Source organism: Leptospira hartskeerlii (assembly GCF_002811475.1).
In the GTDB taxonomy this organism is placed as follows: domain Bacteria; phylum Spirochaetota; class Leptospiria; order Leptospirales; family Leptospiraceae; genus Leptospira_B; species Leptospira_B hartskeerlii.
On record NZ_NPDL01000004.1, the window covers coordinates 14837 to 31021 of the forward strand.

General features: G+C 39.8%; 15 protein-coding genes and 1 other RNA gene. 8 read left to right on the top strand and 8 right to left on the bottom strand.

What is annotated here, in order from left to right:
- Positions 1 to 19: 19 nt before the first annotated feature.
- The 4 genes from CH352_RS07805 to CH352_RS07820 all read left to right on the top strand — a co-directional run bounded on the left by CH352_RS07805 (position 20) and on the right by CH352_RS07820 (position 4215).
- Positions 20 to 1948, top strand: a complete 1929-nt coding sequence (locus CH352_RS07805; RefSeq protein ID WP_100704759.1) for an adenylate/guanylate cyclase domain-containing protein — start codon at positions 20 to 22, stop codon at positions 1946 to 1948.
- Positions 1945 to 2319 carry a transmembrane 220 family protein gene (locus CH352_RS07810; protein ID WP_100704760.1) on the top strand — a complete coding sequence of 125 codons (375 nt, stop codon included), beginning with the start codon at positions 1945 to 1947 and terminating at the stop codon, positions 2317 to 2319. Before CH352_RS07805 ends, CH352_RS07810 begins: the two co-directional genes overlap by 4 nt.
- Positions 2320 to 2324: 5 nt before the next feature.
- Positions 2325 to 3209 (top strand): patatin-like phospholipase family protein, encoded by an 885-nt coding sequence (locus tag CH352_RS07815; protein WP_100704761.1) that lies wholly within the window; start codon positions 2325 to 2327, stop codon positions 3207 to 3209.
- A gap of 64 nt (positions 3210 to 3273) precedes the next feature.
- Positions 3274 to 4215: an alpha/beta hydrolase gene (locus CH352_RS07820; RefSeq protein ID WP_100704762.1), complete on the top strand. Its 942-nt coding sequence runs from the start codon at positions 3274 to 3276 to the stop codon at positions 4213 to 4215.
- 60 nt (positions 4216 to 4275) lie between these two features.
- Here the strand turns inward: CH352_RS07820 and ssrA are convergent.
- Positions 4276 to 4622: a transfer-messenger RNA gene (gene ssrA / locus CH352_RS07825) on the bottom strand.
- A gap of 79 nt (positions 4623 to 4701) precedes the next feature.
- Between ssrA and CH352_RS07830 the strand changes: the two genes are divergently transcribed.
- Entirely contained in the window at positions 4702 to 5547 is an 846-nt protein-coding gene (locus tag CH352_RS07830) for an MBL fold metallo-hydrolase (RefSeq protein ID WP_100704763.1), read from the top strand.
- 61 nt (positions 5548 to 5608) lie between these two features.
- On the opposite strand, the gene CH352_RS07835 is transcribed toward CH352_RS07830, so the two are convergent.
- The 5 genes from CH352_RS07835 to pabB form a co-directional block, all read right to left on the bottom strand.
- Complete coding sequence (locus CH352_RS07835) at positions 5609 to 7666, bottom strand: AMP-dependent synthetase/ligase (protein ID WP_100704764.1); 2058 nt, start codon at positions 7664 to 7666, stop codon at positions 5609 to 5611.
- Between the two features lie 198 nt (positions 7667 to 7864).
- The gene (locus CH352_RS07840; RefSeq protein WP_100704765.1) at positions 7865 to 8152 is read right to left on the bottom strand and encodes a hypothetical protein; all 288 of its coding nucleotides are present in this window, start codon (positions 8150 to 8152) and stop codon (positions 7865 to 7867) included.
- An 80-nt stretch (positions 8153 to 8232) separates the two neighbouring features.
- The gene (gene aat / locus CH352_RS07845; RefSeq protein WP_165780136.1) at positions 8233 to 8892 is read right to left on the bottom strand and encodes a leucyl/phenylalanyl-tRNA--protein transferase; all 660 of its coding nucleotides are present in this window, start codon (positions 8890 to 8892) and stop codon (positions 8233 to 8235) included.
- A 33-nt stretch (positions 8893 to 8925) separates the two neighbouring features.
- Positions 8926 to 9462: an RNA 2',3'-cyclic phosphodiesterase gene (gene thpR, locus CH352_RS07850; protein ID WP_100704767.1), complete on the bottom strand. Its 537-nt coding sequence runs from the start codon at positions 9460 to 9462 to the stop codon at positions 8926 to 8928.
- Complete coding sequence (gene pabB, locus CH352_RS07855) at positions 9459 to 11270, bottom strand: aminodeoxychorismate synthase component I (protein ID WP_100704768.1); 1812 nt, start codon at positions 11268 to 11270, stop codon at positions 9459 to 9461. The genes thpR and pabB overlap by 4 nt, the downstream gene beginning before the upstream one ends.
- Before the next feature lie 53 nt (positions 11271 to 11323).
- Between pabB and CH352_RS07860 the strand changes: the two genes are divergently transcribed.
- Both CH352_RS07860 and CH352_RS07865 read left to right on the top strand, forming a co-directional pair.
- Positions 11324 to 13471, top strand: a complete 2148-nt coding sequence (locus CH352_RS07860; RefSeq protein WP_100704769.1) for a histidine kinase dimerization/phosphoacceptor domain -containing protein — start codon at positions 11324 to 11326, stop codon at positions 13469 to 13471.
- Between the two features lie 45 nt (positions 13472 to 13516).
- Positions 13517 to 14143 (top strand): TetR/AcrR family transcriptional regulator, encoded by a 627-nt coding sequence (locus CH352_RS07865; RefSeq protein ID WP_100704770.1) that lies wholly within the window; start codon positions 13517 to 13519, stop codon positions 14141 to 14143.
- A gap of 7 nt (positions 14144 to 14150) precedes the next feature.
- Here CH352_RS07865 and CH352_RS19140 read toward each other — a convergent pair whose 3' ends face one another.
- Together CH352_RS19140 and CH352_RS19145 are read right to left on the bottom strand one after the other, a co-directional pair.
- A complete protein-coding gene (locus CH352_RS19140) occupies positions 14151 to 14585 on the bottom strand; it encodes an alpha/beta fold hydrolase (protein WP_243396174.1) in 435 nt (144 codons plus the stop codon).
- The gene (locus CH352_RS19145; RefSeq protein WP_243396175.1) at positions 14557 to 15081 is read right to left on the bottom strand and encodes an alpha/beta fold hydrolase; all 525 of its coding nucleotides are present in this window, start codon (positions 15079 to 15081) and stop codon (positions 14557 to 14559) included. The genes CH352_RS19140 and CH352_RS19145 overlap by 29 nt, the downstream gene beginning before the upstream one ends.
- Positions 15082 to 15247: 166 nt before the next feature.
- On the opposite strand from CH352_RS19145, the gene CH352_RS07875 reads away from it, so the two are divergent.
- Complete coding sequence (locus CH352_RS07875) at positions 15248 to 16141, top strand: hypothetical protein (RefSeq protein ID WP_100704771.1); 894 nt, start codon at positions 15248 to 15250, stop codon at positions 16139 to 16141.
- Positions 16142 to 16185: the final 44 nt, after the last annotated feature.

The window sequence follows — 16185 nt, forward strand, 5'->3', positions numbered from 1 at the left end:
AACCTCTCTGGAGAAGCCGATGCAAACGATTGATCCCATCGATTATACTGACATGTTGGATCCGAATACCTTGGACCTTCAGACCTATTTAGAAAAATTTCCATGGGAGGAAAAATGGACCTCTTTAGGAGAGCCAATTGAAAAACTTTGGAAATTCGATCTAGATGTCTCTCCCCAAGAAGTATGGCCTTGGCTCATAGACACTTCTTCTTTTAATAAAAGGATAGATATTCCTGAGATGAAATTTCAGGAGATCAACGGACGCCTTTTCGGAAAGTCCAAAAATGCAGGCATCCCTTCCGAATGGGAAGAAGTTCCCTGGGAGTGGGAATACTGCAAACAACTCAATAATGCACGTATCTATTCCAAAGGGTTCGCTCACTATGTAAGAGTTAGATATCTTGTTTATCCATTAGGAGAAGATTCCACAAGACTATTCGTTTACTTCGGTTGGATCCCTAAAGGTTGGCTCGGAAAAACTCTCTTAAAGATCGGAATGGTCCAACTTGAAAAAGCATATATTAAAGGCCTAAAAGGCGTAGTAGAAGATGTAATCAAAACGAGATCTTATAGTTGGTTGGGACCAAGCGCGTTAAGCATAATCAAAGAAACAAGATCAGAAAAAAATCCTGTCTTTCCTGCGAGAATGCAACAGATTAGAGTTGGATATATCAGAGAAGGCCAACCCAGAGAACTAGTTGATAAAGTTTTAAATTATATTTTGGACGCAGATGAATCCGATCTTTATCGGATACGTATCAAAGCATTATCCAAGGCTTGGAAAATTTCCGAAAAAGAATTGCTGCTCGTATTTTTACACGGATGCAGATTGGGATTATTCACAATGAGCTGGGATGTGGTATGCCCACATTGTAGAGGAGTCAGAACTGAAGCACAACATTTAGGAGATCTTCCTACAAAAGATACCTGCGAAGTCTGCGAGATACAATTCGAAGCAAATCAGTTAAATTCGATCGAGATCACTTTCCACGTACATCCTTCTATTCGAGAAGTGCAAAAGAGAATGTTCTGCGCTGCAGAGCCTGCAACCAAAAGCCATATCAGATTCCAAAAATATTTGGATTCGGGAGAAACATATAATTCTAAACTTCTACTTTCTCCAGGCGTTTATAGACTCAGAGTAAATGGTGAAAAAAATTATTCTCTATTAGAAATTAAAGAAGAAGTCCCAAATGAGACCTTAGTTTGGAAAACAGGCGAGACCCCGGAGCAGATAGAGATCGCGGATCATCCTAATCTAATTTTAGAAAATCTTTCTTCGTCCAGAAAAGGTTTTGTGATCGAAGAAAGAAAAGAAGACCAAGATTGCCTTAGGCCTACTGACTTATTCAATTTCCAAGACTTCAGGGATCTATTCTCCCAAGAAGCCCTTTCTACAGACCTGCAATTAGATATTGGAATGCAGACGATCTTGTTCACGGACATTGTGGGATCTACAAAATTCTATTACAACAAAGGAGACTCCGGCGCATTCTCGGAAGTCCGATATCATTTCGTTGAAGTTTATAAAGTAGTGAGAGAATTCCAAGGAGCCGTTGTCAAAACGATTGGAGACGCAGTGATGGCTGCCTTCCCTTCTCCAACTGCGGCGGTAGAAGCTTCCGTTAGGCTCCAAGAATTTTTTTCGGAAGAAAATACTGAGACTCCGATCCGAATTCGTATCAGTCTACATACAGGGCCTTGTTTAGCAGTGAACCTGAATAGCAATATAGACTATTTTGGGAATACGGTCAACTTCGCGGCAAAGTTACAAGCAATCGCAGATGGCGGAGAAGTAGTATTCTCGGAAGCAGTCTTTAGAGACAAACAACTCCGTCACTTGATGACAGAAAAAGGTTGGAAAGTAAAAAGAGTAAAATTCAACCAAAGCTGGATCAATGAAGAAACCCTGGCTTATAAATTGGTGTTCAACGGTGCAAAATTATGATCTTCAAAATAATTTCTCTTCTTTTAGCCGCTTATTTCATTTTCGCGGGTGCAGTTCAGTACAACGATCCTGATCCACTTCATTGGATGCTTTTATATTTTACTTCTTCTTTGGCATGTATACTTGCCGCGTTCGATAAGGATAAACTTCCTTTGTTGTATATTATCATCGGTATGGCGGGAATTGAGATCGCAGCTACAGTTGATGGATTTTTTGATTGGTTAAGATCAGGGAACGAAAATCTGATCACTGCAAAGATGACTGACGAAAAACCATATATCGAACTCGGAAGAGAGTTTTTAGGAGCCTTGATCAGTCTCGTAGTGATTGTCTGGCTTTGGTACAGAAAACGTCCTAATAATTCTAAATAACCCAAATGTCATTTTTACCTAAGTTTACAAAAAAGAAAAAAGGAAAAGCGCTCATTATAGAAGGCGGAGGAATGAGAGGTTCCTTCGCAGGCGGAGTACTTTCTTCCATGGCTCCTACTTATCCTCCGAGTAAATTCGATCTGATTGTTGCAGTTTCTTCCGGTTCTTGTTCTTCTGCGTATTATGTTACTGAACCAAATCCTTCTGCTGAAGATATTGAAAGGGCGCTGGATATTTGGAGAAAAGAATTAGCAGGAAATCATCTCATCTCTTTTTGGAATCTGTTTAGAGGAAAAAGAATATTAGATCAAGATTATCTAATAGATCATATATTCCAAGAGAAGGTTCCGATTAAGGCTGAAGTTCTGAAACAAAAGAAGACAGTGCCGTTCTATATTGTTGTTAGTAATTTCAGAACATTGCAACCGGAATATATAAGAGCTACTTATCAAAATCTTTTTCCACTTTTAAAAGCTGCAACCTCTTTGCCGATTGCAACCAAAGGATACGGTTTATTGGAAAATTCAAAGTATACAGACGGCGGAGTTTTAGATCCTATCCCGGTCGAAGCAGTATTATCCGCAGGTTATAAGGATATTACAGTTATTCTCACAAAACCAATGGATTTTAGACTTGCTCCTACAAGTCCGCTGCTGGGAAGTTTGGCGTTTCCTAAATTCCCGGAAATGGGAAAAGCTTTTATAGAACAAAGATACCATCGTTATAACCGAGCCATGGAAATACTGAATGATCCACCTAAAGGGATCCGCTTTGAAATTATAGCCCCTGAAAAAACTCTTCCTGCAGGAAGAATGACCACAAATGCAAATCTACTCCAGGAAAACGTTCGATTAGGGATAGAGCTGGGAAAAAAGGTTTTTCCTAAGTAAAAATCCCAACCCTTTGTCCAATTTCCAAAACCTCGTTTGATATATAAGTAGCAAAAGAGGTTTTATGAAACGTATCTTATTATGGTCTATCTCGATCATTCTTCTACTTGTTCCGATATTTGTGAGTTTTGGGATTTGGTCCGCAAGCAATCAGTTATTATTTCCTGTTTGGAGAGATAATCAGGACTTCTCCGCATGTAATTCGGAAACGGAAAAACATTGGGGACCATTTTGTGGAAATTTAAGAAATTCTAATGAGTTCAAATTCGAAGAACTCAAGATACCTTCTTCAAATGGATTTGATCTTCCAGCTTGGAAAGTAAGCACACTCGAAAATGGAAAAGGAAAATCTAAAGGTGTGATTTTTTTAGTTCACGGCGGAGGAAGTGATAAAAGAGAAATGACAAAACATATCCGATTCTTTCTGAAAAGCGGATTAGATGTTTTTAGTTTCGATTTCGGTTGCCATGGAGAAGCAAGCTGCACAATACCTGGACTGAGTTACGGTTATAGAGAATCCAAAGATGTACTGTCTGTATATCGTTATCTTTCAGAAAGATATGATAAGATCTACGCGTTAGGAAGCTCCGTTGGAGCTTCTTCCATTCTGATCTCTTTGCCCGAGATGCCTAAACTTTCCGGGGTGATTGCAGAGAATCCAATGTATAATTTCGAAAGATTAATTATGGAATTTCCCGGTACAACGAAAGACATTCCTGCTTTGTTTTCTTATATTCTGATTAAACTCACTCAATTCAGAGGAAAGTTCGAAACGATTCCAAGTCCAGCGAGTTCTTTAGCAAACGTTAACTATGTGCCAATCCTATTCATTCATAGTAAAGAAGATCAGGTTGTTTCTTTTCAACAAAGCCAGGACTTAGCGAATCTTTATAAAGGACCAAAGGAAATTTGGTTTCCGGAAAAAGGAGAACATGGTACTGCTCGGGATGTAAACCCAAATGAGTATGAGAAAAGAGTAAGTGCCTTTTTGGATGGATTAAAATAGAGAAGTGGGAGGGGGTTCGGCGTTACGCTTCGAACCCCTTAGATTTTATTTGAAAAATTTCAATGGAGACGCCGGGGTTCGAACCCGGGTCCTATTGTGCCTCAATGGGGCCTCTACATGTTTGTCTTATGTTTTAAATCTCGAAAGGCCTTAGCCCATAAGCAGGCGTGTCCTTCCTATCCGATCCAAATACTCTCTAAATCGTGAACCGAAAACCGATCTAAAAAGTCTCCCGTTTAAGGCAGAAGAAAAACCACCGGGAGAGTAAGCTTTTCTTCCGTAGTAGCGATTAAGCTGCTAGTGCTAATTCGTTGTTAGCGTTTAATGTTTTGAAGGTTTTTAAGAGGCCCCTCACCCCTACATGCCACCACATCTTAACTACAACAGTCGAAACCTAATTCGTCCCCGTAGATTTAATAGTTAGACTAAAAATCCGTTGAGCTAGTCAGGAAATCAAGAAAAAGTAGATCAGTTGGTGCTTCTATTTTGAAAATTTTTATTCTACTTGTCTCCGTTTTATCGGTCTATTGCGGAATATCTTCTTCCCCAAAAATCAAAAATCCAAGTCCCCAAATTTCAGGTTCGGTGTCTCCTACTGAATTGCAGAATGGACTGTATGCGATCCTACTTGGGAAATCATTCTACCCGAATCGACTCACAAATTCAGACAAAGAGGAAGGGGAATCCGAGATCGCATTTTTATTCTATTTGATAAAATTAGAAAAACGTTATATTTTAATCGATACCGGAACTTCTTCAATATCTACTCCCGAGATCACAGTCCATAATTGGATCTCTCCGGATAAAATTTTAGGGTCTGCAGGGATCAAACCTGGAATGATTGGAGAGATAATTCTCACTCATTTTCATTTGGATCATTCTGGGGGAATTGGTCTTTTTCCAAATGCAAAAATTTATGTTACGCCGGAAGATTGGAATTCACTTAAAAAGACAAATCAATACGCAAGTTTAAGGCTATTAGCCAAAGAAAGATCAGGAAAAGTCCAATTTGTAAATTCCAGTCTGGAAGTTTTCCAAAACTTTCGGATCTTATTAACTAGAGGACATACTCAAGGCTCGATTGCCATAGAATGGTTGGCCTCTCCCGGGAAAAAATTTCTAATCACCGGAGATGAATGTTATTGGGTAGAATTTTGCAAACAAGGCCAGGGACTTTCTTCGGAGGGGACCTTCTCCCTTTCCAATAATAAGGAATTTTTAGACTATGTTTCCGTTGTGTCTTCAAGCGGAACTAAAATTTTAACGATGCATGATCCCGCGGTTTTATCTTTAGGTGAAGAGATATTTCCGAGGATTTATAAGTTAGATTAAAAAAAATCCCCCGGAAACAAACCCGAGGGATTTTTTAATACATCGATTAGAATCTAAGTTTTTATTTATAAACTTTATCGATTCTCTTTTGGTACTTTTCAGTAATCACGTGCCTTTTCATTTTGAGTAGGTTTGTTAATTCGTCGCCTATCTCAAAAGGTTTTTGAGCGATCACTATATGTTGGATCAATTCAAAAGATTTGAATCCGTGTTTAGTACTATTGTATTCTCTGATTTCTTTCTTAAAGAAATCGATCACTTTAGGATTGTCGATCAGATCCTTGATGTCCTTAGCTTGGATGCCGTTCTGAGCTAACCAAGGTTGTAGAACTTCCAGATCCGGAACAATAATTGCTCCTAAAACTTTTTGGTCCTGACCGAATACCATGGATTGTTTGATATAAGGAGACTCGTCCATACGGTTTTCTATCGGAACCGGCTCAACGTTTTCCCCACCTAACAATACAACGGTTTCTTTCGCTCTTCCTGTAAGTGTTAGAGTATGTTTGTAGTTAATGAACCCGATATCTCCGGTGTTCAACCATCCATCTACAATGGTCTTTTTAGTAACTTCAGGATTTTTGTAATATCCTTTCATCACTTGAGGCCCTTTGATATGAACGATCCCTTTTACTCCTAACTTACCAGCAAGAAGTTGTCTTTGATCGTTGATATGAGTTAGGACGTTTCCGTGATCGTCTCTCAACTGAAGTTCCGTTTTAGGAACGATATATCCTACGGAACCGATGATCGGATGATCGTAATGACGAACCGAGATCACAGGAGCACTTTCAGTCATTCCGTAACCTTCCAATACTAGGAGCCCAATATCGTTGAAGAAATTATCCACGTGGCGTTGTAAAGCTCCACCTCCGGATAATGTTCCTCTCAAACGTCCACCGGTAGCTTGGCGGATCTTGGAAAGAACGATCGTGTCCAGAGTCTTGAAGTTAAAGATAAGCCCTAAAATCGCGATAGTAAGCAAGACCGGCGCCAAGAACGCTAACTCAGGCTTGTACATCTTGATATAAGAATATCCCACTGCACTGATCAAAGAAACAGTGAATGGCCCAAACAGGATCACTTGACCGATAGCTTTGATCGCAAGCGCAAGAGATTGGAAGATATTTCGGTTTTCGTAATCCACTTCTTTTCCGGTTAAGAAACGGATCCCTGCGTTAAAGTTCTTAGAGAACAGATACGCGGTATTGAAGAGGAATTTACGAACTGGAGGAGTCTGTTTAGGATCGTTGATCTTATTGTAAATCCCGGTATAGATACTTTCCCAAACCCTTGGAGCTGAAGCCATGAAAGAAGGTCTGGCTTTTGCCAGGTCATTTCTTAGATCGGCAACCTTAGTATAGAAAGTGGAAATCCCGAGAGAGATCGCAGAATATTCCACCACTCTTTCGAAGATATGCCATACAGGTAGAATTGACAACATACTATCGTCTTCACGAAGAAGGGATTTTTTCAGAATTAAAGGAACAACATATTCCATTTGGTGGACCATGTTGGAGTGCATGAGCATAACTCCTTTTGGCATTCCTGTTGTTCCAGAAGTATAGATCAGAGTGAATAGATCATCAGGCTTGATACCTTCGATCCTCTTTTCAGTCTTGTGTCCGCCTTTAGCTCTTAACTCTTTTCCAGTTGCGATCAGATCGTAAAGATGCAAAACGCCTTTAGCTTTTGTTTTGCTATCCTTATCCATGATGATGACGGTTTCCACGCCTTTCAGTTTGGATTTATTCTTAATGAACTTCTCATACATCTTATCGTTTTCTAAGAAAACAACAGAAGCTTCGGAGTGAGTTAAGATATATTCCATCTCAGAATCGGTTACGTCAGTTCCTCGAGGAACGTTAGCACAACCTGAGAGTAGAACTCCTGCATCTACGATGATCCATTCCAAACGGTTATCCGCTAACACTCCGATATGCTCGCGGGCCTTCACACCTAAATCTATTAAAGCCTCGGACAAAGAGAGACCTAGATCTACTAATTGTTTAAAGCTGGTCGATTGATATTCTTTATTTTCATCCTTCGACCAAAACGCCGGTCTGTCCCCAAAAGACTCGGCGGCCTTAAGGTACATGTCTGCTAAATTCTTGTACATTGGAGTTATTCCTTTGAAGAAAGGGTATATTACGCTTATAGCAATAAAGCGCGTTTACGTTAATGTGAGAAGACGACCCGTCAACTAAATTTTAGAAGAACTCAAGGCGTAGGTGCAGTGCAAAATCGAAGAGGAAGAGAGTAAAAAGAGAAAACTCCGCTCGATTGAACCTCGAACGGAGTTTGAAAGGAAAAAATATTACTGTTGTTCTTCGCCAGCGCCTTCTTCAGCAGGAGCAGGAGTAGAGTCAGACTTGGTTCCTTCTTCTTTTCCTTTTTTGGCATCCTTCTTATGGTGCTTGTGATGTTTTTTCTTAGCTTTTTTCTTCTTAGCTTTCTTCTCTTTTTTCTCAGCTTTAGGAGCACCAGCATCTTCAGTCTTTGCAGGAGCATCGCCGGTAGTCTCTTGTGCGCTTACTCCGGTGAAACCGAAAAGAGCGATTGCAGACACAAGAAGGGTAACAAGAATTTTTTTGAATAGGTTCATTAGATCTTCCTATAGAAACTTTGATTTGTGTCGTAATTTTATTATTATGCGAGGCAAATCAAATCCATTTTACATAAAAATCAGATTTCATCCACGGGAGGGACCCATTTGTTCGGGATTGCTACAGCGAGTGACAGACGGTCCAAAAATTTATATTTCGGGATCTCATACGCTCCCAGGTTCAAAGTAACCGGATTCATCTGTTGGGTATCGAATAATGTGAAGCCGTCCTTCTTCAACGCTTCAAATAGAAAGTAGAGCCCGATCTTCCCGAAATCAGGTAAAAAGGAGAACATGGACTCTCCGGCAAAAAATTTACCGATGGCCACACCATACACTCCCCCACCTAACCGTCCATTTTCGTCCCAGACTTCGACACTATGAGCATAACCTTCCTTATGAAAGTTGGTAAAACCTTGTAGAAAGTTCTCCGTTATCCAAGTTTGCTCTTCCGTTCTGAATGCACAGCAACGCATAACTTGTTCAAATGCACGGTTAAATGTGACTGTGAATTTTTTTTGGCGAATTCTTCTGTGAACCCTGGAACTAATATGAAGAACATTGAGGTCAAAGATAGCCCTCGGATCCAAAGAAAACCAAAGTAAAGGTTTATCGGCCCAGGGAAAGATCCCTCGGGTATAAGCATATAGAAGGCGATCCGGTTTTAAATCACCGCCGATACCTACTACCTCTTCCGCAGAATGTCTAGGATCCGCAAAAAAATCGGAAAAGTCCCTGATAGGAGAATACTGATTTTGTCTGGGGTTTTCCATTTATTCCAAGAGAAGAGGATATGATTCTTCGACCGAGTATATCTGACCGTTCGCTCCGCTGCGACTAGAAAATAGATGGAATTCCGACACAGGAACTATGTCAGTTTGGAATTGGGAGAATTCATTCAAATAAAGATCCATACGTTTTTCAGGAGTTCTTTTGAATCTTCCTATCGTTATATGAGGTCTATAGTCCCTTTTATCGATGGAAAACCCTTCCCTTCTGAGGGTAGATTCTAAAACTTTTTGAAGTTTTTTGAGTTCTTCCGAAAGTGTAATTCCTACATATAGAATTTCCGGAAATTTATTCCCAAAGAAGCCTACACCCTTAATCTCCAAAGAAAAACTTTTTTCATAAACTTGGCTGCAGATCTCAGAAACCTTTTCTAACTCTTCAGGCTTCAACTCGCCAAGGAATACCAAGGTAGTATGAAAATTTTCGGGAGAAACCCAACGGATCTCCTCCAATCCAAAACAGATTTTTTCCAGATCCGATTTTATAGAATCCGGAAGAGCCAGTCCTAAAAAACTTCTCATTCGAAATCTACCCCGGAAACTTTTCTAACTCCTCTGAGAGAATTTACCAAGATGATCTTAGAAGCAAGGTTCAGATCTTGTTTAGAAATTTTCTTTTCTTTTGCTTTTAGTTTTCGGAGCCATTGTTTACGAGCCACTCCGGGTAAAATTCCTTCTTCTAGAGGAGGTGTGATCCATTCTTTATCTAAAAGAAGAAAGATAGAATGAATGGCTCCTTCTGTCAGATAACCATCCGTGTTTGTATAGATCCTGTCCAAATAACCTTTAGAAACCGCAGATTCATATTCTTCTGAAAAAATTTCTCTGATATTAGTCTTATGATAAAAGAACCGATTTTTTTTATTGGTAGAAGTTCCGCTGAACAGAACCTTCCCTTCTTTAGGGCCCGAATGAAATTCGGAAACTTCCGATTGAAAATCTCCGCTGCGAAGAAGAATAATTTTCACTCTATACTTTTTGTCGGAAGTAATTTTGCCTGCAACTTCACCGACAACGGATTCCCAACCATCTTCTTTCCAAACGAATCCTAGTTCTTTTGCGGATGTTTTCATTCTAGCTTTATGATCTTTCAAAAAATAGATCTTTTTTCTTTTGCAGATCGTAGTTGTGAACAAGTGAAAGTTCTCTTTTATATCATTCAAAAACTTTGCTTTGGACCAACATTCTTCCCATTCTGCATTCGGATCGGAACCGATCGTAATTCCGGAACCGACTCCCATTCTTCCTTTATTTTTGCCGGAAGGATCTTGTGAAAATTCAAGAGTTCGGATCGCGATGGAAGAAATTTCCTTTTGAGGAGACAGATAGAATATTCCCCCCGTATAAACTCCTCTTTTTTTTTCTAAACTATGTATGATCTCTGAGGATCTTTTTTTAGGAGCTCCGGTAATAGAACCTCCAGGGAACAACGCATCTAAAATATCGGTCCATTTTATATCTGAAGAAAGTTCGGAATGCACTTCGCTAGTCATTTGGAAAACTGTTGGATATTCTTCGATGGAGAAAAGTTTAGAAACCCCTACGGAACCAGGCAAAGAGATCCTTCCTAAATCGTTGCGGAGAAGATCGGTAATCATCAAATTTTCTGCTCTATCTTTCTCTGAACCGGAAAGTTCCGATTTATATTTTTGATCTTCTGCAGGATCTTTTCCTCTGGGTCTAGTTCCTTTCATCGGAACAGTTCTGATCTGACTGGATTTTCTTTCCCAAAATAGTTCAGGAGAAAATGAAAGAATGTCTCTTTGTTTCGGGACGGAATTTCCAGTGTGTATCCAGGCTTCGTACGGTACCGGTTGTTTTTTTCTGAGTTCGAAAAACAGCCTCCCAAGAGAACCTTCTAACTCGATTTCCAGTGGGAATGTAAAATTCACCTGGTAAATATCTCCCATGTAGAGAAAATTCCGGATCTTACGAAAGTTCTCTTCATATTCTTTGAGATCCATCCCAGGTCTGATTTCCGCAGAATAACCTTTGTCCTTAAATTTAAATTCCCATTCCGAAATTTCAGTGGGGCTCAACGTCTTTGGCTCAGAAAAAATTCCGAACCAAAAGAGAGGATCTTCCGAAACTTCTTCCATATTGTCAGGGTTTAAAAATAAATCGCCGGCTTCGTAGGAGATCCAACCGGCGGCGTGAAATCCTTGGGAGACCTTGTTCTGAATTTCTAAGAGGAATTTCCTTGCTTCACTTCGTCGGTTAGTAGTAAGAATCTCATTCGGCTCCGTTAAAACTAGGTGCCCCTCAGCAGAAAAACCTTCTCCTAAATAAATAAAGGGTTTTCTGGAGTTTTGAAATAGGTCGGAAATCATCGGAAAAGGTCTTAAAACCTTATTCTCAGCTGCTTCCGAATCCTAAAAGCGAAATGAATAAGATTCTAAGATTAATGTTATCTCAATCCTTAAAATTTCTGCAAACCGCCGCCAAATTTCTTCTGGTAACTTCCGTTTATTTTCTTTTGGGAAAATTCGGAGAATCCTTCGGGTCTTTTTCGGATTATGCCTCTCCTATTTGGCCTGCATCCGGTTGGGGTCTGGTCACTCCTTTATTATTCGGAAGAGTTTCCTATTTCGGAATATTCGCGGGTTCCTTTTTATATAACTGCCAAATCCGACATGAAGATCTTCCAGGACAAGATCTAAGCATTTATTTTGGGGCTGCAATGCTCATCGCTTGCGGAAGTACTTTGCAATCCTTCACAGGAGCTTATTTATACAAAAAGTTTGTCCCTAAATTAGATCTTACCAAAAACACTTCCTTCGTTCTCAGATTTCTTTGGATAGAGACATTAGTTTGTATCATCGCAGCAACGATCGCTTGTTTCGGACTTCTATTCTTAGGGATCTTGGATTTGCGCGCGCTTTTTCCTACTTGGATCATTTGGTGGATGGGAGATTCTTTAGGAGTATTCGTATACTTTCCATTTTTCTTAAGTTGGTTAGGGCCGGGAGTTGCAAGATTCCAAGTTCATTCCTGGAAAGAAAGTGTCGGACTCGTCTCCTTCTTAATTTTATTAGGAGGAGGGATCTTTTACTTCTTTAGCATCAACGAAGTACCCGCATATTTTCCGCTTTCTTATTTACTGATCGCAGTCATTTCACTTGTATCACTCAGATTCGGAGGAAGAGAGTCTTCGTTAGTACTCATCATCGTTTCTATTATTTCAATCTTAGGGGCTGCACAAGGACATGCATATAATTTCCCGGCTTCCAAAGAAGTTTCCCTCCTTCTTTTACAAAGTTTCCTTTCTGCGATCTCGATAGCTTCTCTTCTCGCTTTATCCGTAGTGAAAGAAAGAATGGATGCGGAAGACGAGATCTATCACTCGCATAAAAGATTGGAAAATCTGGTAGCAGAAAGAACTCAAGAACTGGACCGTTCTTATCGTTTTTTAGGAGCAAGTGAAGCGATCTATAAGGGTTTATTCGAGAATGTTCCGATCGCAATTTTAGAATGTGATTACTCGGAAGTAAGAAGAATGTTGGAAGAATTACCTAAGATGTCCAGAAAGGAATTCGCTAAATTCCTGAGGACTAATCCTAAATTCGTTTCCGAATGTTATGAAACAGTAAGTGTAATAGATGCAAACAAAGAATCCGTTCGATTATTCGAAGCAAGTTCAAAGGAAGAAGTCTTATTGCTCGCCAGAAATTTTTTCAGAAAAGGAAACGGCCATTATTTCAAAAAACTTCTGACCCGAATTTATTTTGGCGCAAGAATACTTCATACTGAAGTTACATTATCCACCTGCAACGGAAAACAATTTGAAGCATCCATTCGCTGGTCATTAGCACCGGAATTCGAAGAAACATTTTCTTCTGCAATCGTCACTGTTACGGAGATCACCGATAAAAAACAAGCGGAGAGGCAATTAAAATCTTCCTTAAAAGAAAAGGAAGTAATGCTAAAAGAGATCCATCACAGAGTAAAAAACAATCTACAGGTGATCTCCAGTTTATTCAATCTTCAGTCCGAATACGAAAGCGATCCTAAGATCCATGAGGCATTTACGGAAAGCCAAAACAGGATCCAAACCATGGCTTTGATCCATGACGAGCTGTATCAATCGAACGATTTGGGAAATGTAGAATTTTCAGGTTACTCCAAAAGACTTGCGGAGAAAATCAGGTCCGCTTATAAAATCGGAGCGGAGACAAGAGTGGATGTGATATCAAGTCCTATTCATTTAGAGATCAGTATTGCAATTCCACTCGGACTTGCATTGAACGAACTACTCACAAATTCTTTCAAATACGCATTCCCCCATAATTATTCTCCTTCCGACGAAAGACCAAAGATCCAAGTCAGAATGCAAAAAAAGGAGAAGGTAGTGATTTTAGAAGTTTCAGACAATGGGATCGGCTTGCCTAATGAGTTGAATCCGATAGCAACTCACTCTTTCGGCTTAACCTTGGTCCAAGTACTGACCAAACAGTTGAAAGGAAAATTGGATTTCTCCAGCGTCAAAGATCAAGGGGCCAGTTTCCAAATCCGTTTTGAACTTCCAAATTAGGAAAATTCCTTGCGAACCAGTTCTCCAAATCGGAGTAAGTAGAACATGAGAACTAAGCCTCCTAGTCCGATCGCAAACAGGGCAGAAGCAAGAAGGGAACAAATCCTAGAAGCCGCATTGGATGTATTCTCCGAGAAAGGATACCACGAGGCAGGGATCGCCGACATAGCTGGAAAATTAAATATAGGTCACGGGACCTGTTATCGTTATTTTAAAAATAAATTAGATATTCTACATGCGCTAGTGGACCGCATCCTTCTAGAACTGTTAGAAGTAGTCCGCAAAGAAAGTCCCGAAAAATCAAACACGATAGAAGAATACAGAAACCAGATCAAAAATATAGGCTGGGAACTATTTCAACTTTTCAGCAAAGACCCAAGACAAGCGAAGATCGTTTTTTTTGAAGCAATGGCATTGGATGAAACTGTAAAAAGAAAAGTGCAGTTAGGAATAGATAAAAGCGCCAGGCTCACAGAGTTGTATCTGAAGAATGGTGTGAAAAAAGGATTTTTAAGAAAGGAATTGGATACACGTATCGCATCCCAAGCAGTAAATGCAATGATGTTCGAAGGAATTCGCATCAACCTTTCTTCAAAAGTGGATTCCAAATTTGCAAAACGTTGGCTGGAAGAAATGCCCACCCTTATGTTAGAAGGAATGGGCAAACGTTAATTACACTTTATAAAGTAAGAAACTGCACCAGATCTTTTGCAGTGATATCCGGAATTTCTTCCATCGGAATATGACCCGCTCCTTCGTAAGTGATGAACTTAGAATTCTGAAGATCCTTACTCCAATTCTGAGCGTATTCCAATTTCAACCAATGATCTTCTTTTCCCCACATGACCAATGTAGGAGTTTTTACCAACTTGATCCCTTCTGAAACTTTAGGATCAGTAAACTTTTCCCTGGCTGTCCTGAAAAAATAATTATAAGCCTGTCTGTTTCCTTCTCTTCTAGAAAGATCCACGTATCTTGTTTTGATCTCAGGCGTGACCTTAGAAGGATCTCCATAAACCTCATCTACACTTTTTTCCACCATAAAGCTTGGAAGCATATAACGTGCAAATGGACTTACGATCGGATTACTTCCTAAGGCGATCATAGGAGGCATAGGTTGTGCATACCCCAGCCGCATCTATCAATACCAACTTTTGAACTTTATTTGGATACTTTAATACATAATTCCAAGAGATATAACCGCCCATAGAATTTCCGACCAGATAAAAAGAATCTACTTTTAGATATTCCAGGAATCTATTTAGTACTTCTACACCTTCTTCCAGATTTAACTTCTCTAGATCCTCGGGAGGACCCGTTAAACCGTGACCGGGAAGATCGATACGAATAACTCTATAACGAGATTTTAATAGTTCTGCCCAAGCATCCCAAGTGTGCAAAGAAGAACATACCCCATGCAAAAGTATAATTACAGGTCCTTGGCCCTCGTCTCTGTAATGGATATTAATATCCCCAATCGGAGCAAACTTAGACTCTGAGTTTGCATACTTCGATTTCAAATCTTCTAAGGAATCAGAACCGATCCCTAAAAATCTACAATCAAGTAGAATGATGAGAAGTAACATTAAGCTTATTGTTGTTCTTTTCATAATTTCCCTGTTTAATGAAAATTCCCAACCCAATCGAAATGACATTTATGTCATTTTGATCTTAAAGTAAAACACGTTTTTCTCTGAAATTTTTAGATTCCCCTATTGACAAAAACTGAATGACATGTCATTCTTATACTCAATTAAGGTGAGGAGTTAAAATCCAATGGTTCAAGTGGATGTTTTTTGGGCCTACGGCCTGGGAGCCGGTTACGCAATGGCCGCAGCTCGCCAAATCAAAAAATTGCAGGCAGGAGAGACAACACCTGGTTCTCTTCCTTCCGTCAAAAAAGAAGAGAAGAAGGTCGCATTTTGGAAGAATACCTACTTCATTTCTAACCTTCTTTATTTAGGTTTATTATTCGCTCCATCCGGTCTGTATCTTGTATGGCAGTTTACAAGCTGGGAGACGATGCACGCCGGAGATAAAACTATGCCTGGTTGGCTTGTAGCCTTATTCGGTTTAACGAATATTTCTCAAGGGATCTTGGGCTTCTGGGTTGTGTGGAAATTGATCGAAGCAGGAAAAAATTTCTTAGCGTACCTACAAGTTCCTGCGGGTTATTTCGGAATGTTTTTCATCCTAGTTCATGGATGGGATGGGACCGGTTATAAAAGATTTTTCTCCGAATCTGTGGAGCAATTCCATACATGGACCTGGGGAACTGCAATTAACTGGTTAACCTCTGATGTTGCGATCACGTTGTATGCAATGGGTGTGATCTTAATTCCAGTTCTGATCGTTTCACTTCTAAAGATCGAAAAAGAAGGTTGGGAATTAGGTGGCTCCGGAGAATTTTCCGTCAGAAAATCCCCTTCCGGTTTTGTTTCTACAATTGCATTCTTAGCGACTGTTTTTGTGGGTGCGTTGGGATTTGCAATTATCTCCAGTGTGATCATTCATCAACTGGGTTGGATATTTGGAACGATCGCTTCTGCTTTGGTAATTTATACTTTAGGAATTTCTAAATTTGGATTATTCCGACTATTCTATAAAAGTGTTTTACAATCTGAAACTGAAACTGCCGGCAAGCTGCAAAGCGTTCGTTCTGCAGCTTAAGGCTCGCCTTCTTTAGAACCGTTCAAATTTTTTGCTCTGGTGGG